Genomic DNA, 19389 nt, shown 5'->3' with positions numbered 1-19389 from the left:
CTATTACGCTGCCTTTACAGCTCTAAGAGCCTTTTTTGATTCTTTGTCAGCCTTCTTCTGAGCCTTCTGCTTTGCTCTCTTTGCTGCATATGACTCGTCCTCGCTGTTTGCATCTCTGAATATGTACTTAAAGAACAGCTTCTGAAGAATCGTACATCCAAAAATAATCATCAGAAGTACTACCGCCATTGCACTTGCAAGTCCTACCTTCTGGCTTGTGTGAGCAATTTCATTCATTACTACGAAATATGTTCCAGTTCCATTTGCACCATTTGTAATAACATATGGCTGCTCAAATGCTGATAATGAACCGGTAATAGAAAGAATAATGTTTAATGTAACAATTGTTTTAATACTTGGCAGAATAATATTTTTAAACTGCTGAAATCTATTTGCACCATCTAGTTGAGCGGCCTCATACAGTTCTGCATCTACAGACATAATAGCTCCAATAAAGAGGACCATATTCTGTCCGAAATAACGCCATACTGATGTTGCTACCAACGACCAGTTATTTACTTTCTGATCCTTCAACCAATATGGAAGACTTTCTAAATTAATACCAAGGCCAGCAAGTAATGTGTCTAACACAAAACCTCTGGTGTAGAAAAATTTGAAAATAAAACCGATAGCAATACCACTAATCAGATAAGGGAAAAACATAAGTCCCTTAAAGATATTGCCGCCCTTTACCTTAAATGAAAGAACTGTTGCTAAATAAAGTGATAGAACAAGCTGCATGATTGCACCAAAGCAGTAATAAAGGCTAAGCTTTAATGCTCCGAAACAGTCTTTTCTGTTAAATACATCAATATAGTTCTTCCATCCAACGAAAACTCTTTTATCGACTGGAGTGGAATACTTCATTTTATAAAAACTGAATTTTACCATTTGTCCAAAAGGCAGATACGTAAATACGAAGAGCAATAACAGAGGAATGACCGTAAAGCCAACACAAATTAACACCTGTTGCCCCTTCCTACTTCTTATCCACTTTTTCGAATTTTCCAGCGCGGTCGCCATAAATAATTCCTCCCAACTCTTTTAGATAAACTTGGGAGAGCCCAAGAAGCTTAAGCTCTCCCGAGTAAAAACTGCTTAAAATACTGTTTTTTGACTGTTAAACTGTTTATAGATACTGATTAATACTGAATTTCTGCACCACAAACATCCTGTGCATCTGTCCAAAGCTGATTCCATGAATCCATAATCTCATCAAATGTCATATCACCGATTGATGCATGCTCGATAAGCTCCTGAATCTTTCTGTCACCACCATTGTTAACGTTAAGCTCTGATTCTGCATTAAGCTCGTTTAATAAATCCTCTTCGCCATCAATTGATGGAGCATCGTCGATGAAATCTACACCATCGAAAGAAAGCTTTGTCTCAGTATTCTTTGTTGCAACTGGAAGTCCATCCTCGTTGTATGAATATCCTGATTCCTCAGCCATCCACTTAACAAATACTAAAGCTGCCTGCTGCTCATCTGTTGGTGCATTTACATTGATACCGAAGCAATAGTCAGCGCCTGCCTTTGCGTACTGCTTTCCATCAATTGTGATTGGAAATGCCATGTATCCGATATCATCAACATTTGGACCAGCTGCCTTCATCTGAGGTACTGCCCAAGAACCAAGTACCATACAAGCGATTTCGCCGTTGTTCATCATACCCTTGCAGCCTTCCCAATCTGTAGTGGTATAATCGTCCTCTGTAAGACCTTCAGCTACTGCATCGTAGAGAATCTTGTAAACTGAGTATGGATGAGTGTTGTCGCCATAATCCTTGAAAGGATCCTTTGTGTGAAGAAGCTTCTGATTTGCATATTCCTCATCACCTGTAGCACTAACACCTGTGTACATATCCCAAACACCCATTGTCCATCCTGCTGCGTAGTTTGTATAAAGAGGAATAGCATCTGTGTTTTCTTTAATCTGCTTTAATGCATCGATAAACTCATCTGGAGTCTTTGGTGTTTCAGTGATTCCTGCATCTGCAAATACTTTCTTGTTATAAACAATACCCTGTGTAGTTGCTGTGAAAGGTACACCGTATACTTCCTGCTGATACATCTTCTCATCTGCATAATTGATTTGCTTTGACATAGTCTCTAAATCACCGTATGAGATGAAATATGTGCTAAAGTCTGCGCTATCAATTGCTGGGATGCCCATGATTGTCTCGTAATCACCAGACTGCAAATGTGTAAGTGCATCATCTGCGTAGTTTGTATCTGTTGTAATTTTTACTGTGATGTTTGGATATACCTCGTTAAATGCTGCAAGGTATTCCTTCCATGTAACTCCGCCGTAATCGTCTGAGTCTAAGTCTGTTCTGTTGTTGAACATTGTGATTGTAGCTTCTAGATCTGTAAAATCCTCGCCGAGGACGATATCTTCATATGATGTTAGATCTGCTGCTCCTTCGTTTTCTGAAGCGCCTGAATTGCTGCTTTCAGATGTGTTTCCGCACCCCATCATCGCTACAAGCATCGTTGATGCAAGAGCAAGTGCCAATACTTTTTTCCTTTTCAATTTCTTCTTACCTCCTTGTCCCTAAAAGCGTTTCGCTTTTCAATTGGTTTAATTTAATTATATTGACATTTATATTTTAGTCATCTATTATTATTGCTATAAATCATTCATTTTTGATTTATAGGGCTTTTTTGTGACATTTGATGGTTTTATTTTGCTCTATTTGTTAATATTAACCACACAAAAACCTAATTTTAGAGATTAATTTAAGTTCCAAGTGATTAATTTACTTAATTTTTACCTTTTAGTTTGATTAATTTTAAGGAGAGTACTATGAATACCTTGAGTAAATCAGATTTTATTTCAGAACATTTTCATTTTAATAAGCCTCTATCTTTAAATGATAGTCTGCCTTCCTGCCTGGATATTAATAATTTCTTTGAAAACCAACAATCCTATGAAAATGATGTGTTGCCTTATATATCTTATGGCGGAGTGCTCCATTTTGATCGTAATATAGATGCCGACATCCAGACAGGGGATTATTATATGTGCGGTTATATTAGCGAAGGTCGCATTCAGATAGAGACCGAAGCAGAAAGCTATATCGGAGAAACACATCTGGTTTTTATTTGTTACAAAGATTCTATTTATAATATTAAATCCTTCAGTAAGGACACCACCATACACACCTATTTTGTTTCTGGCCTGGCAGTGGATTCCTATATGCAATCTCTGATGAAGAATCCTGAAAATATCCATTCTTTTCACAAGGATTTCGATATGCATTCATTTATTATCAATTCACTTTCAAAGATAGACTATCTACTGACAGAAGAAACCAGGATGGGACTTTTTAGACAATCTCTGTTATTTCAATATGTATTTGTACGTCTTTTAAATGTACAAGACACCACCATCACCGGTGTTCATAACGCCAGCAACCATGTAACCAGACTTAAAAAAATCCTGGACACCAGATATCAGGAGGCTCACACTCTTGATTCTCTTCAGGAAGAGCTGGGGCTTAACAAATACAGACTATGTAGAGATTTTTCCAATACCTATAATATAGCCCCATTAAAATATCTAAACACCGTTAGAATGTCAAAAGCCAAAGAACTGCTTTTAGATACCGAAAATACGATAGTAGAAATAGGAAATGCTGTGGGCATACCAAACACGACCCACTTTATAAATCAGTTCAAAAAAGAAACTGGCGATACTCCATTGAAGTATCGCCAGCACCACATACAATTAGGGGATTCTATTCCAGATTCCTTTTTGTTTTAGATTATTTAATTTTCTTTACACTATCACGAATGACTATTCGTCCTTCGATAATGTGAGTTCCCTTTTTATATTCTTCGCCAGACAGCTTTTTTGTCAATATTTGTATGCTTTCTCTCGCCATCTCCTGAATATCAACCTCATAAGTGGTGAGAGGAACATCACAAAGCCCTGGATAAAGGAAATTATCATAACCAACTACAGAAAAATCCTCAGGAACTTTATAGCCGTCATCCTCTAATCTCCTGATTAGAGTGCTGGCCGCCAGATCGCAGTTACATACGAATGCAGTTGGCAACACTCTAGGCAGCTTTAGCTCCTCACATGAATACATGATTCCAGTATCCATCTTTCTATCATCTATAATCCATTCATCTATAATCTTCTGTTCGTGTTCCATCATAGACTTTAAAAAGCCCAGATATCTATCAGTTATTGAACTGGTGCCCATAATATTTCCCATAAATCCGATTTGGGTATGACCCATTTCAAACAGATAATTAGTAAGGTAATAAGCTCCATAAAAGCTGTCAGAAATAACGCAATCTACATCTATGCTAACATCACTATTATCCAGATATACATATGGCAGCTGCCCAAAGTATCCGTTTAGCTCTTTGATGTAATTCTTAGAATACTTTCCAAGCACAATAATTCCGTCGGCCTTATTCTCCTGCACCACAAGAGGCATAGAACAATTCTTCTCAGCTTCGTAGGAAATAACTTCCATAAGTGTAAAACTGCCCACTGTAGCAGCATTAGCCGCTATGCTTTGATACAAACGCAGATAGAATGAATCGTATTTATCCAAATATCTTTCATGAATAAGCACTGCAATATTGTAGCTTTTTGAAGCAACAGAGGACTGTTTGTTGGCAGATGGCTGCTTATATCCCAGTTCATTAGCCAGCTTAACAATCTTTTCTCGCATCTCGTCGCTTACGCCCTTCTGCCCTGAAAGTGCCTTAGACACCGTAACTGCACTGACGCCAAGCTGCCCGGCAATGTCAGATAATTTTACACTTTTCGCCATTATATTAATACTCCTCTACCAAATGAATAATCTTTGACTCGAAATCACCGAAAGGCCTCTCTATCAATAATCCTGCATGTTTTAATGTAGAACCATAGTAAGCCTTATCGTATCCTTCAATCTGATATTTTTTATTGTCATCCAAGCCATCTATTTTGATTTTTATGCTATGCCTATTTGGCTGGTTTAGCACTTGAACAAATGTAATAATTGCCTCTGATTTATCCTTGCTGACCACCATGTAGCAATCTATCTGGCCTCCGCTGGAATATGAAGCAATACGATAGTAATCTCCATTTCTTACGAGCCCACTGTATCTATGATACATCTTGACCTGTTCGTTCACCATAGTTTTTTCAGGCGCCGACAATTTTGTAATATCCAGCTCATAGCCGAATGTTCCGGCTAATGCAACATTTCCCCTTGTTTCAAAAGGAGTCACTCGCCCCACCGTATGATTTGGGCATACAGAAACATGGGCGCCCATAGAAGACAATGGATATATAAGCGCTGTACCCTCTTGAATCAACAGTCTTTCTATAGCATCTGTATCATCAGAGCACCATATCTGAGGGCTATAATAAAGCATGCCTGGATCAAATCTGGCTCCGCCACCTGAACAATTCTCAAGCAATAAAGCTGGAAACTCATTTATGAGTCGCTCCTGCAATTCATAAACCGCCAACACATATCTGTGCATAAGCTCACCCTGTCTATCAGAGTCTATTGCAGCGCTTCCTATATCTGTGAGCTGTCGATTCATATCCCATTTTACATACTGGATATTGGCACTTCTTAAAATAGAAGCCACCGCCTCATATACGTATTTACGAACCTCTTCTCTGGTTAAGTCAAGTACATATTGATTGCGGCTTCGGCATGCCTCTCGCCCCGGAATACAAATAGCCCAATCAGGATGCTTTCTATATAAATCAGAATCCGGTGAAATCATCTCCGGTTCAAACCATATTCCAAACTTCAATCCAATATCGTTTACTCGATCTACCAGCTTTTTAAGGCCGCCTTTAAGTTTATTTTCGTTTACCTTCCAATCTCCCAGGCTACTGTTGTCATCATTTCTTCTGCCAAACCACCCATCATCCATAACAAGCATCTCTATGCCGCATTCCTTTGCGTCTTTGGCAATATCTATTAATTTTTCATCATCGAAATCAAAATAGGTCGCCTCCCAATTGTTAATGAGAATTGGTCTTGGTTTATCCACATATGGGCTTCTAATAAGATGTTTTCTATACAAATCATGGTAGGTTCTGGTCATGTGTCCCAATCCTTCATTTGAATACACCATCACGACCTCAGGACAAACAAAGGACTCCTTTGGGCCAAGCTTAAATCTAAAATTGTCTGGGTGAATTCCCATTACGATTCTTAGACTATCAAACTGATTTTTCTCTACCTGGGCGATGAAATTTCCAGAATACACAAAATTGAAGCCATAAACATCACCTGTAGTCTGGGATATTTTTTCTCCAACAAGGGCAATAAATGGATGCTCCTGATGGGACGACTCTCCTCGCACTGAGCTAACACTTTGTTTGCCATAACCTATCTGTCTGTACTGAATGTGTCTCTCTCTGGCCCAGGAGCCGTGGAGCACAAGCATTTTATAATTATCATCATCCATGTCTAAACACATGGACATTATCTTTTCCAGATAGATTTCCTCGTAGGAACTATTTATAAAGCTTACACTTCTAACAATAGCATCACTGCCCTCAAAAATGCTGTAGCGCAATACAGCCTCCACATTTAGGACTCTATCCTCTACCTCTATTTCAAGTGTCATTGCTTCAGAGTCTTTTGCAAATGTAGCCGGCAGCCCCCTTAGTACTGGTTTACCCTGAAAAATCCTATGATTTTTATACAAAAGCTGAATACCACTATGACCCTTTTTATCTGTTACGGCTATAGCACTTTCCCTATAGTCTCCCACATTATTCCCCGAGTACTCAGTAGGAAAAGAATCTAAAAAAGAGCTTCTATCTCTATTATTTACAGATGGAACTCTTGGATTTTCATTTATACGCATCAAATAGGACAAATCATCATCCTGCACAAAAGGACCATAGTAAACATGACCAACAAACCCCTCGTCATCTACTATAGCTATAATATAACTTGAATTATCAGTATCTATTTTGAAAATTCTTTTGTCATTATTGTAAGTTATATTCATGCCATACTTCTCCTGTTTAAAATATCTACAGGAGAAGTATAACATCATTTTAACTTAATTTAAATCTTAATTACATTAATATTAATTAATTTTTACTTAAAACTAGGTAACTCACTTCTGATTAAAACATTGTCAGCCCAGTATAGGTTCTGAATTTCCTGGTTTGTATTATAAGATATTCTCACCCTTAAGATAGACTTTGTCTGTCCCAAATCCACATTAACATATTGATTATCCTGATATTGTGATGACCACCTGGTATTACCATCAGCATCTACAAGCTTTGAACCCTCAAGTCCAGCTCCTTCCACAGAACTGACTGTGACAGGCCTGTTGTATGCTATATTTTCATTTCCAGCAGCCATTACATTTGTTTTATTCCCACCAAACATTACACTTGCACATATCATTCCTAAAACTAGATATTTTTTCTTCTCCATAGTATTATTCCTGCCCCCACAGATATTACTACAATTAATAGTCCTAATACGATTGCAACTACACTACCATTTCCTGCATTTGTTTCCTGCTCATTTGATTCTGCTGTAGCTTCAGCATCCTCCTCAGCCTCTACAGTTGTCTCCTCTTCTGCTGTATTTTCAGCATCATCAGAGGCTTCACCAGCTGCAGGTGCAGTTTCATCAGTTATTTCTGTAGCTTCCTCGTCAGCGTTTGTGTCATTAGCTTCATTAGTATTTTTAGTTTTATTATGATTGTTTGTTTTATTTGTTTCTTTTGTGTTATTTAAAACCTTCTTGTCATTGGCAGCTGTATTTGTATCAGCTGCTACCTGTGTTTTATCATCATCTACTGCATCAGCTACATCTTTAACAGCCTGACCTGCCAATGGAGTCTCAGTAGCTGTAATAGTTGTAGTAGGTGCTTCAGCTACATTATTAGAAGGACTTGGTACTGAATAGCCGCCTGATGGTGTGCTTGCTTCTGTTGGCGCACTTGGTGCAGTCTCTTCGCTTGCAGCACCACCTTCTTCTCCACCTAAATCAGCACCTGCATTGATATCCTCACTACCAGTTTGAATATCTTCATCACCAGATTCGTGTGCTTCCTCTGATTCCTCAGGAGTTTCTACATTTCCTGACTCAGCTGGTTCTTCTGATTCTTGTGAGTCATCTGTTTGTCCCTCGCCTGACTCTTCAGTATCTGATGGCTCTTCTGTCTCACCTTCACCCGACTCTTCAGAATCTGATGGCTCCATAGTCTCGCTTTCACCTGATTCATTATTATCATCAGGATTTTCAGGTTCTACTACCTCTCCTGATTCCTCTGGATTTTTTGTATTTTCACCTTCTTCAGGAGTTTCCTCTGGATCCTTTTCTGGTTCATCTACCTCTTCTTCAGCTTCCTCCACACAGATAAGTTTTATGTCCCCCACCATAAATGTGGTTCCGTTAGAATCTGTAGGTGAATCCAGATAATAAGTAATAGTTACAGTATTATTCTTTACTTCAAGTCTCCCCTCAAGAAGCTCATCATCTAAAAGCACATCTGCTGTATCAATAGAGTCTGATTTAACCTTGTTGTCACCAGATGAAATCTCCACCTGAACGTTTCTCATGTTGCTCTTTACCTTGATATCCTCCATAAGAGCATATCTTCCATTTGGCACATCCTCTACTGTATAGCTGAATACTGCCTGGTATCCGTTTTGTGACCAAGCACAGAGATTTCCATTTTCAATCCATGGACTAAAGCCTTCGAATTTCCAGCCATCTGTACCATCCTCACCAAAATTCCATGAGAATACTACATTATCCAGATTTTCTCCTGTATCAGGCTTTTCAATTTCCTTTCTGCTAAGCAGGTCATCGGCACCTTCTACCTCATGAGAGCCTCGTAAATCATCAATATAGAAGGTTCCCTTATCAACCTTACCAGTCTGGTCTGTGTAAATGGCCACTGATTTCAGATTGTTTGATGAATCGAGCTGATGTCCACTTCCTGCCCAATCACACTCAGCAAAACCACTGAAAGGAAGGAAGCACTCTCTTCCACCCTCGAAAGAAAGGTATCCTGTGTATGCAAATGTAGATACATCTGTCTCCACCTGAATCTTCAAATCATTATCAGAACCATCTCCGTATAGATACATATAGAAGCCATCGTATCCATCCAGATTTAAAAGATCCATAGTTTTAGCTGCTCCGGCGTACCCCTTGCCCTGATAATCGTAATCAATTCTCATGGCATAGCCACCTTCGTATGCATGCTCTGAATCAAGGGACATTTCAAATGCGCCACCATTAGTGTTTCTATTGTATGCAGCATTAAGCAAGCTGTTAGAACCGCTGTAGCCCTCGAAATCATCTACCTTGGTAGAAGAATTTACATAAACACTGTCAAAAACAAGCATCTCCTTAGCGCCAGCTTCTGTTGTAAGCTCTACAGCCACAGCGTAATTTCCAGTGTATTTATCTGATGTAAGCTTTAGCTTTGCATCCTTAATATCATCCCTGTTCTCTAATATAAATGACACTTTTTCCACAGCACCAAGATTAATACTCTCAGAATCAATAGTAGCTTTTGACATTTCACCGTCTGCTGTTACATTAAAAGCATCACTAATCCACTTGGCACCTGCATTATCTTCAAATGAGATTTTGGCACTCTTGAAATTATCAGCTGATTTAAACCATCCAAAGATGCTATCGTAGCCTGAGTAATCCCCAGCATCTAATGCCTTTGAAATAGTCACTTTATTGCCTGATATCTCAAGGTCATATGTACCATTTAAAGCCTCATCATCTCCAAAATAGTACTCTCCATCTTCAATAATGTTGGCTGGAGCCGCATCTGATGCAGGGATAGACTTTGTTCCGGAAGAAATCTCTACAGACTTCACATCCGCTAAATCACTATAGCCAATCCTTACTACTCTGATAGAATCGCCAAGGTTAAAGTTTGAAAATACATTCTTGCCTGCGCTTTCCTTGGCACTCATTTCTGTAAATGAAATACCATCATATGAATATTCCACTGTTACATCACTGTCAGAAGCAGCATTCACTCTTATGGCATTGATATCATCACCTGTCTTGTAGATAAGTGATGTATCGTCCTTCAGAGCATAGTGAGCATTTCCATCATCAAATACTCTGTCTTGAATCATCACATTTGTGTCAAATGTAATATCATCTGACAAATAGTGATTTCCATCATTAGCATAGGTAAGAGTCACTGATTCAAGCTTGCATCTTCCCTTTGCAGGTAAATAAATGCGTGTGTAGTAATAATTATCTTCCTCTACAGTCACATTATAGTTCTTGGTATCATTTTCATGATTCACTTCAACTGGGTCATAAGTGAGTCCGTTTGAAGATACAAAAACCTTTGGCGCATTTTCCTCTGCCACCTCACTTACAGCAAGCAAATCTACATTTTTAATAGGAATGATAGATTTGTACTCAATGTAGCCCTCCTCGTCACTACTATTTGTGATGGTTCCACCTGACTGAGTGATATTTGCAGAATGTGCAAAGCTGTATGTATTTCTGATTTCTGTAGGATTTTGATCCTTGGATGATACAGCTATCATGTCCAAATCATCAACAACTACATGATTCACATTTTCTACTGTAACAATATTTGACCACAAGCCCTTTCCTGATTCATTGCAGGCTCTAAGTCTGTATGAATATGTTTGTCCATCAATAGCTGTCTCATCATGGTATCCTGCTATACAATCATGCTTTTTATCTTCCCAGTTTCTGCCGGAATCATATACATAGTCATCTACGTCAGCAATTAGTGTCCAATTTGTCTTGTCTGCATTTGCCTCAGTTACTTTGCCTTCAGCTCGTTCGATTTCATACCATGCGCCGCCTACAACACCTCGCCACTTGATATCACCTACCGAACCATCAAGGAATGATTTGTCATGAGCATTCTCAGAATCAGCTGCATATAATAGAGGTGCTTCCTCTGTTTCTGGAGCTGGGATTGCAATATTCTTAGCCTCTTCATAGTTATCAGCTTCACCATTTACAATCTGAGCATATGCATAAATGGCTCTTAATATCTCTGTCTCACCGTAATAGCTACCTGCCTCAAAACCTGGCCAGTGATACGATGCCCAGTATCCATCCTCATCATGGAAATAATATCCATAGCCATCCTTGTGAGCTCTAAGGCTCCACATCATGATTCCATTAGTATCGTTTTCTACGCCCTTCTGGAATACATCGATACATGGCTTTGCCTCTACCTTGCCACCAAACTCACCCAGGATGAATGGCTTATTTGCCTCCCCATGCACAAGATTTGTCTCATCTGCACAGCGGGTTGCATAATTTCCTTCATAATAGTGAGCGCCTAAAATATCTGCAGGATTTGCGTCACTTCTAGACTGTTCAGTAGTAGACATTCTTCCATCTAAAACTAAATGATTCTTATCATGTGACTTGATGAAATTTGTAATATCAATATTCCAATCAGACAATACATCATCATAGTTTTTCTGGTTTGTAGGATTACCACCAGCCTCATTTGCTGTCTCCCAGCATAAAATAGCCTTATCATCCTTGTACTTTACACCTGTTACAGTGTTTTCTCTTTCAAGCAAATGTTCAATCATCTGTTTGAAGTAATCTCTACAGGTTTCACTTGAATAGAAATTCCATGCCCAGCTCTGGAAACCGCTGTTGCTTGGCGCATTTCCTTCAGATTCTCCAGCCAACCATACGTAGCCATCCATACCACCAATCCAGTGCCAGTGGTCTACAAGAGGGATGATAACTCTCACTCCGTATTTGTTAGCCTGGGCAAGTACATCATCCAGCTCATTTAAAGCGTCCTCATTGAAGGTGAGCTTGCCGTTTTCATCTACCCCTGTTACGTATGCCTTTGCGCCGTTAAATCCATTAGCTACTGGGATAGTGTATGTTCTTGTAACATTTCCACCCATAGCCTTGATAGTCTTCATGGCATTGGCATGCTCCCAGGAATTATCGCTGGTAGCCTGCGGATAGTTTAAAGAGATAAATTTTAGCTCTTCTCCCCCATCCATAAGCTTAGTGCCATCAGTTGTTATAAAATCTTTAAAACTACTGTCACCCTTTGAGATGGCATTTACCTTTACAGGATTACTTCCTATAAAAAGTAGTCCTGCAAGGGCCAAACTTAATAATCTTTTCTTCATTTTTCTACCCTTTTTACATTATTTAATGATGTTACCTTGTGAATCAAAACGTCTTACATACTCAACTAATTCAGTTAGGTTTGTCTTTGCAATTCCGATTTTCTGATCAGCTGCCCCATAGCCCATAATCAGAGTGTCATCCACCACAACAGCACCCGTTGTAAATATGCAAGGACATGGGAATTTATCAGGAAGCTCCCACTTTTGCTTTGCATAGATTAATCGGTCTGACATTCTGTGAATTATTTCTGGAAAATCATTTTCCCTCTCCTGAAGAATCATAAAGGACTGTGTGTATCCATAGTCAGGAAGCTGCTTGCCGTGATAAGAGATAAGCCACTGTCCATTTCCTAAATCGATAGGTGGAAAGCTTGCTCCTACACGCTCCTCTTCCCAATCAAATTTGCTGGTAGCAAGTAATGTATTTTTTGCTTTTCCAGCAGCAAAATCCTCAAAAGACTCAGCCGCAGCCAGCATAATAGAAGGAGTTGTCACATCACTTACCTCTTCAAATCTGCTTGGGTTGTCAGGACGGTGCAACATCAACAGCTGCATTTTTCCATCGATTTTGAATCTTTTTGGGAAAAAAAATACATCTCTGTTATCGCTTAATGCACCATCTGTAAGAGGACATACATATGTAAATGCAGAATCATAATTTTCAAACTTTAGCGCATCCACATCGAGCTCATAAAGCACCGTAACTGTGTCATTGCGTCGGGCACATACGCCAACTGGTGTTTCATCATCTGCAACCCAGTCAGGAAGATTGTCCCTTCTGGCGTCCTTCTCCCAATATGGTCCCGGTGGGAAAAGTCTAGATGCTACTGTAAGATATGTTTTACCATTTACTGTGAAAATACGTGGGTCCTCAACGCAGCCATTTGCATAATCAAGCACCTTTTCACCCTTATAATTATTTACATACATGGCATCCCTATCGTATTCAACTCGTGGTGCCAAAGCTGGTCTTGAGAAATCGCAGTTAAAGCTTTCTCCTAAATCTTCACTTTTTGCATATCCTAAAAAAATTGGGTATGGATCTGATAATCCTTTAAGATTTTTTTCTGGCCATGGTCCAGTGGCTCTAAAAAGCATGTGAATTGTCTTACCATCTTCATCTAAAACAAGCGCTGGATTCAAAACCATTGTGTCTGCCCAGTCGCAGCCAGCTTTTGGCTCTACGACTGGTGCAGGAGAATAAAAAATATTTGGTTGTTTCATTAGAATTTCTTTTAGATAGAACTAAATAGAAGTGAATTATTTGCTTTTTGTGCTATCCCTGTAAATAGGGGTGGTTTGCAAACGAACTAATTCATACTGCTCTAGTGGTGAATTAATTCGTTTTACAATCTGCTCTGCAGCTCTGTTTCCAAGCTGGCTTCGATTTCCTTCTACTGTAGTAAGAGTAGGATAAAAATAAGAGGATTCTTTAAGGTTATCAAAACCAGCAACTGCCATATCAACTGGAACCTCATACCCTGCAGATTTTAGATTAATCATAAATTGAATGGCATATCTGTCATTGCAACATACCATGGCTGTAGGCTTTATATCCATGGACTTAAACTTTTTGAAAAAATATTCTTCCTCAGTGTATGTACCATCGATATTTTTGCCTATAGCACAGTATTTTTCATCATATTCCTTTTTATTATCAATCAGAGCATCTCTATATCCCTTGTATCTCTCATAATAACTTTTACAGGTATAGATATCTCCCAAAAATCCGATACGTTTATGTCCGTCTTTAATCAACCTGGTTGTAATATCATATACTGCATGATAATTATCAATCATCAATGTATCAGAGAAAAGGTTGTTGATATCCACATCCCAAAAAGTATCTATGAAAACAGTTGGAATCTGAAGCTCCATTAATTTCTTTGCAAAATCCTTTGTACAAACCCCTATAAAAACAATTCCTGCTACATAGCTTGGTGAAAGAGTATCAGGAATGGTTAATTCCTTTTCCTCTTCTTCATCCAAAAAGCACAATGTCATATTGTAATTCAGGCTGCGAAGTCTTTTATCAAGAGCCACTATAAAAGTGTTCCAATAGCTGTCCACAAGAGCGTTGCCAATACATACAAGGGCTATATTCTGTTTATAAATACCACCCTTATTATCTATAACCACCATTTTTTTATATCCCATTTCAATGGCAGTATCTCGTATTTTTTTGCGCATCTCCTCTGAAACACCCACATCATTATTCAGGGCTTTCGATACTGTATTTCTAGATATGCCCAGAGCTTCTGCTATCCTGCCCTGAGTAACAGCCTTTTTTGCCATTATGCATTCCTTTCACCCTTTAGTACTATCTTCTTATCTCCTTTTCGTTGATTTTTCAGACGTCTTAAGGGAATTATACAATCGATTTTTAATTGCAACAATAAAATCAAGTGGCAAAAACAAGGTTTTTGTCACTTTCTGCTTTGCATTTGCACCTTTACATTTTCATTATAGCATGGCACCATTTACCTACTCAAGAATGTATTCCTTCATATTATTATAAACAATCTCATAAGCGTCACTCCACATATGGATTCCGTCTATTGAGTATTCCTCTTTTGTCTGGCCATCTTCATCAGTTAAGCCCGCGTTAACATCAATATACTTATAACCGAATTCTACTGCCAGCTCCTCAACTGCTTTATTAGCATCCTCTAGCATATCCAGTCGCCTCTTTGCAGTTTTTGCTGCATCAGGCCACTGAGAATGAGACGCTCCCTTCACACTTGCTGGATAGTATGCCATCATATAAACTTTTGTTTCAGGCAAACGCTTTTTAATCTGTTCTAAAACCTTGCGATAATCATCCTTAAGACTCTCTATAGTCTTGTCAGGCTGACTTATATCATTTGTACCTATATTTATAAAAATCTTTGATGGCTCCAAATCAAAAATCTGCTCATCCATTGCGTCAAGCATCTCAGGTATAGTGTATCCACCGATGCCTCTATTATAAATAATGACATCTAGCCCCTCTGTCATAGCTATCTCATTGATAGGGAACTGCTCCATAAGGGATGAGCCTGTAAATAAAATCTGTCCTTTCTTTACATAGCGATTCAGATGGCGAAATCGCTCAAGCTTTTCTTCCTTTTCATGTTTAAAAAATTCTGTTATAAAGTCCATTTTCAACCTCCCAGTTTGAATTCTTGATATTAGTTTATAATTGATTATGGTATATGTATAATATAGATTTTATTTAGAGGTTATATATAAATAATATAACTTACACACATTTGCATCCGCGGTCCACAAATAAAGTGTATTAAAAAAGCCGCTAAAACAGCGGCTATCTGATAATCGGAGTGACGTGATTCGAACACGCGGCCCCTACATCCCGAATGTAGTGCTCTACCAACTGAGCCACACCCCGATTGGAACAGTTATCTTAATTTTGTTCCTTTGTTAGTATAACATTTATAGTTTTTTAATAAAATACTTCGTTTAACAAGAAGCTTTTTCTACGCATGACAGAAGCTCTGTGATATCGTGAATATCAGCTATACAGCTATCAATGCTCTTTCCATATCCATAAGCTGCCCAAATGAAATCCACACCAGCCTTATCACAGGCATCCTTGTCTGACTGTATATCACCTACATAAACAGGGCGCTTGATATTATTCTTTTCAACAAGACCTTTGATATTGTCTGCCTTACCAAGCCCGTTGTCACCGTAGCATATATAATCCTTGAAATAGCTTGAAAAACCGCTTCTTTCAAGGAATGTTTCAATATATCCAGCCTGACAGTTGCTGACGATATAAAGATTGATATCCTTACTGAGCTCCTTTAACACATCTTCAAGACCTGGATATGTGGTATCCACATCACTAACGGCCAAATCAGCCATTTCGTATTCCTCACACATCCTTAATGTTTCATAACGCTTTTCAGGGTCTTCATCAGGAATACATGCATCTGCAATGTCTGTCATAGTCTTGCCAAAAAGTCCCTGAAGGGTTTCTGCTGTAAATTCTACATCATATCCCCTATCCTTTGCAGCCCGTGTCCAACTTGACGCAAACACTGGAGTATTATCCCAAATTGTGCCATCCATATCAAAAATTATACCGTCTGTAACTACCTTGCTCATTCTAAAAACTTCCTTATATTATATTGCAGCTTCTAATTCTTCATCAGTAGATATAATCTCTTCTGTTCCTTCTGTCTTGGCAATAGATTTAAGAACAAGTCTTGTGAGGAAAAATGAAGCTATTGCAAGCACACCCCATATCAGTACTGCTGAGTACATAGCGGAGTTATTATTACGTGCTGTTTCTGCCACCTCACCTAAATCCATGTCAATAGTCTTAAGTGCTGCCTGAACTAAAAGTAAAAAGAGAAAATTAGTTCCATTTATGCAAAAATGCATAATCATTGATGAGAAAATACTACCTGTAGCCCTATTTGCATAAGCAAAAATTATTCCAAGTACCCATGCATAGCAAAACTGATTCAAATTAAGATGGAGTAATCCAAACATAAATCCTGAAATAGTCGTTGCTAAACCAAATGGGAGTATACCCTTTAGTCGGTTCTGGAAAAATCCTCTGCAAATTATCTCTTCAGCAATTGGAGCCATAACGGCTACTGTCAAAAGTCCAAATACAACCGAATCCGAAAAGAAATTATCCATGGACTGAACCACTGTATTTGGGACAAACAGCTGTGATAATGCATTTGCAAAAATATACATAGGACTAGACACTATGGTAAGCAATATAATCTTAAAAAATGTACTAATCTTAATTGATTTAAGCCCTAAAGATTCTACAAATGAATCACCTTTTTTCTTTGTATACACAACTGGTGGTATGAGAAGCAAACCATAGATTAGAAGCATCTTCAGAACAACAGGTATATTAACTCCTTTGTCTGAAAGGGTGCTTGTAATAGCAGATGCCACAATCATAATGGCCAGCACTATCGCATATACGATAATAATGTTTATTAGTTCCTTCTTATTTAGTCTCTCTTTCATAATCCTCTCCTTTAAAAATTTGTATTAATAGGTATTTTTCTAAATGTAAGCCAGTTACAACCTACTCCAAGCAATATAAACAGACCAGTCGCTACTAAAAACATTGTTGGAGATCCGTTTATTGCCGAAATATTATTTCCTATCGACTCCATATCATCCTCGAAGCCAGCAAAAAATAACAACTTAGGACCACCTATGAGCAATACAAGTAATGAAACATAATATATTATATAAACAATCTTTCCGAATTTTATCACGTTATTTCCCACTAGACCTTCAATCCACATCATTAGCCCAAAATACAGGACTGCTCCAATCACTATTAATATGGTATAATCACTTCCAAAAATGAGAATCATAATCAACGTAATTAAAGTAATTTCTACCAATTCATAAATTCTACTAATGATAAAAAATACCCTTCTGGTCATTCCAAAGGACAGCCCCTTTGATGTTTCATCCACAAGAAATAGTATCCTTAGAAAAAGATTTATAAATGGATATACAGCAAATGTCATTCCAAACAGATACAATCCCTCTTTAAGCTCCAAATTCGTAGATGAAGTAAGTAATCCTGTTACTAATGCCACTATTCCTGCAATTGCCATAATAAGCCCACATGTATATATTTCTCCACTTCGCAGCAATAATACTGCCTTCATATTTTTTCTCATATAGCCTCCCTGCTTTCTACTGCACTCTGGCCTTACGGTTTAGCCTATACACTATATCCTGAAGGATTCCATATATAATAAGTAAGACTCCCCATGTAAGCACTGATGTGTTTACTGAAAACTTAAACCAATCAAATATGAACCCATCTAAAGCCATCGACATTCCTACAACTATACCAAAAATTGAGCATATTACCGCAAACACCATAATTGCTATCTTGCCGAATTTTTTTATTTTATGCCCTATTATCCTGGCAATACCTGAAAGAACCAAGGATGCTATGCATACATATATAGAGTAAAATATTAAATCGTAGTTGGCTGTTAGAAAGCATGCTGCCAATAAAATTATTAACCCGGCTCCAACAAATGTTATTTCCTTTAAAATACTTCCGACGAAGATGTCGCTTCGTCTGGCTCCCATGGATAACACTATACTGTCTGTCCATGCAGGGCCATACATAGCATATATAGAATTTAATAGCAGAATAAACATTCCAAAAAGCACTATTGCTGAAGTAAACATACTGCTTATACTGTCCTCTTCGCCCAGACTTAATATTATTTGTTCAACAACAATAATAGCTTCTATTCCAATAGCCATTAACAACATTTTCCCTGCATCCTTTAGATAATACATGCAAGTTCTTTTTCTCAAATCACCCATTATGCCTCCTTCTTGCCATCCACGCACATAGCATAAAACAGATTTTGTAATGAAACAGGTTCTACCTGCACTGACTCACCAAAACTATTTATTGGCCTATCTGCCAATACAGTTACTACCTTATTTCTTCCTATAGATTCAGGATGATATACCTTAAATCCTTGTACCGCATTATCCACTACAAAATTTTCACCACTTACTCTATAAGCTCTGTTTAACAGCTCCTCGGTATTTTCCTCGATAATCACCTGTCCATCATCAATAATGATTACTTTTTCAAATAGGTTAGCCGCTTCTTCGATAATGTGGGTACTTATAATGAAGGTGCGTCCTGTCTCAGAGTATTCATCAATTACAAGCTTGTAAAACTCTTCTCTGGCCACTACATCAAGACCTGCCACTGGCTCATCTAAAATTGTTATTTCTGCCTTGCTGGCCATTGCGATAATAATTGTTAATGCTGAAAGCATACCCTTAGATAGCTTGCTAACACGTTTTTTCACATCCAGGTTGAAAAGCTTTATCAATTCATCGGCGTAATCTTTATCCCAATTTTTGTAAAAGGTCTTACCAAGTTTTAAATAATCTTTTACCCTAAGTGTATTTGGTCCAAAAAGAGTTACACTGGATATTTCTCTTGAATAACAGATTCTTGAAAGTGCTTTCTCATTTTCCCATACTGGCTCTCCATCCAAGGTAACAGTTCCTTCATCTATAGGATTCTGTGCAGTTAGAACTGATAAAAGAGTGGTTTTTCCAGCGCCGTTTCTTCCGATTAGCCCATAGATTTTTCCAGTCTCAATTTCTACATCTACATTTTTCAACACCGTATCTTTTCCGTATGTTTTAACGATATTTCTTCCAACTAAAGTTCCCATATATCTCTCCTTTTCTCTTA

General features: G+C 38.2%; 15 protein-coding genes and 1 tRNA gene. 1 reads left to right on the top strand and 15 read right to left on the bottom strand.

Annotation, left to right across the window (positions count from 1 at the left end):
- Positions 1–3: 3 nt before the first annotated feature.
- Positions 4–1023, bottom strand: a complete 1020-nt coding sequence (locus BLV53_RS13505) for a carbohydrate ABC transporter permease (RefSeq protein ID WP_090301767.1) — start codon at positions 1021–1023, stop codon at positions 4–6.
- Positions 1024–1142: 119 nt separating this feature from the next.
- On the bottom strand, positions 1143–2537 hold the full coding sequence (locus tag BLV53_RS13500) for an ABC transporter substrate-binding protein (protein WP_090301765.1): 1395 nt from the start codon (positions 2535–2537) through the stop codon (positions 1143–1145).
- Between the two features lie 273 nt (positions 2538–2810).
- On the opposite strand from BLV53_RS13500, the gene BLV53_RS13495 reads away from it, so the two are divergent.
- On the top strand, positions 2811–3770 hold the full coding sequence (locus tag BLV53_RS13495; protein ID WP_090301763.1) for a helix-turn-helix domain-containing protein: 960 nt from the start codon (positions 2811–2813) through the stop codon (positions 3768–3770).
- Position 3771: 1 nt separating this feature from the next.
- On the opposite strand, the gene BLV53_RS13490 is transcribed toward BLV53_RS13495, so the two are convergent.
- The 13 genes from BLV53_RS13490 to BLV53_RS13430 form a co-directional block, all read right to left on the bottom strand.
- On the bottom strand, positions 3772–4800 hold the full coding sequence (locus tag BLV53_RS13490) for a LacI family DNA-binding transcriptional regulator (protein ID WP_090301761.1): 1029 nt from the start codon (positions 4798–4800) through the stop codon (positions 3772–3774).
- A gap of 4 nt (positions 4801–4804) precedes the next feature.
- Positions 4805–6997, bottom strand: a complete 2193-nt coding sequence (locus BLV53_RS13485) for an alpha-galactosidase (RefSeq protein ID WP_090301759.1) — start codon at positions 6995–6997, stop codon at positions 4805–4807.
- 92 nt (positions 6998–7089) lie between these two features.
- A complete protein-coding gene (locus tag BLV53_RS13480) occupies positions 7090–7437 on the bottom strand; it encodes a discoidin domain-containing protein (protein WP_090301757.1) in 348 nt (115 codons plus the stop codon).
- On the bottom strand, positions 7416–12152 hold the full coding sequence (locus tag BLV53_RS13475) for a carbohydrate binding domain-containing protein (protein WP_090301755.1): 4737 nt from the start codon (positions 12150–12152) through the stop codon (positions 7416–7418). The genes BLV53_RS13480 and BLV53_RS13475 overlap by 22 nt, the downstream gene beginning before the upstream one ends.
- A gap of 18 nt (positions 12153–12170) precedes the next feature.
- A complete protein-coding gene (locus tag BLV53_RS13470; protein ID WP_090301753.1) occupies positions 12171–13376 on the bottom strand; it encodes a glycoside hydrolase family 130 protein in 1206 nt (401 codons plus the stop codon).
- Positions 13377–13412: 36 nt separating this feature from the next.
- Positions 13413–14447: a LacI family DNA-binding transcriptional regulator gene (locus BLV53_RS13465; RefSeq protein ID WP_090301750.1), complete on the bottom strand. Its 1035-nt coding sequence runs from the start codon at positions 14445–14447 to the stop codon at positions 13413–13415.
- A 189-nt stretch (positions 14448–14636) separates the two neighbouring features.
- Positions 14637–15293, bottom strand: coding sequence for a GDSL-type esterase/lipase family protein (locus tag BLV53_RS13460; RefSeq protein WP_090301748.1), 657 nt, complete (start codon positions 15291–15293; stop codon positions 14637–14639).
- Between the two features lie 174 nt (positions 15294–15467).
- Positions 15468–15540, bottom strand: a tRNA-Pro gene (locus tag BLV53_RS13455).
- Between the two features lie 71 nt (positions 15541–15611).
- Positions 15612–16262, bottom strand: a complete 651-nt coding sequence (locus BLV53_RS13450) for an HAD family hydrolase (protein ID WP_090301746.1) — start codon at positions 16260–16262, stop codon at positions 15612–15614.
- Positions 16263–16280: 18 nt separating this feature from the next.
- Positions 16281–17150 (bottom strand): CPBP family intramembrane glutamic endopeptidase, encoded by an 870-nt coding sequence (locus BLV53_RS13445; protein ID WP_139298970.1) that lies wholly within the window; start codon positions 17148–17150, stop codon positions 16281–16283.
- An 11-nt stretch (positions 17151–17161) separates the two neighbouring features.
- On the bottom strand, positions 17162–17824 hold the full coding sequence (locus BLV53_RS13440) for a hypothetical protein (RefSeq protein WP_090301744.1): 663 nt from the start codon (positions 17822–17824) through the stop codon (positions 17162–17164).
- A gap of 16 nt (positions 17825–17840) precedes the next feature.
- On the bottom strand, positions 17841–18491 hold the full coding sequence (locus BLV53_RS13435; protein WP_090301742.1) for a hypothetical protein: 651 nt from the start codon (positions 18489–18491) through the stop codon (positions 17841–17843).
- Positions 18491–19369 (bottom strand): ABC transporter ATP-binding protein, encoded by an 879-nt coding sequence (locus BLV53_RS13430; protein WP_090301741.1) that lies wholly within the window; start codon positions 19367–19369, stop codon positions 18491–18493. Before BLV53_RS13430 ends, BLV53_RS13435 begins: the two co-directional genes overlap by 1 nt.
- Positions 19370–19389 lie beyond the last annotated feature (20 nt).

The organism is Pseudobutyrivibrio sp. ACV-2 (genome assembly GCF_900107545.1).
Lineage (GTDB): Bacteria > Bacillota > Clostridia > Lachnospirales > Lachnospiraceae > Pseudobutyrivibrio.
Note: the sequence above shows the minus strand (reverse complement) of the source record. Positions and strands in the feature narration are given on the sequence as shown.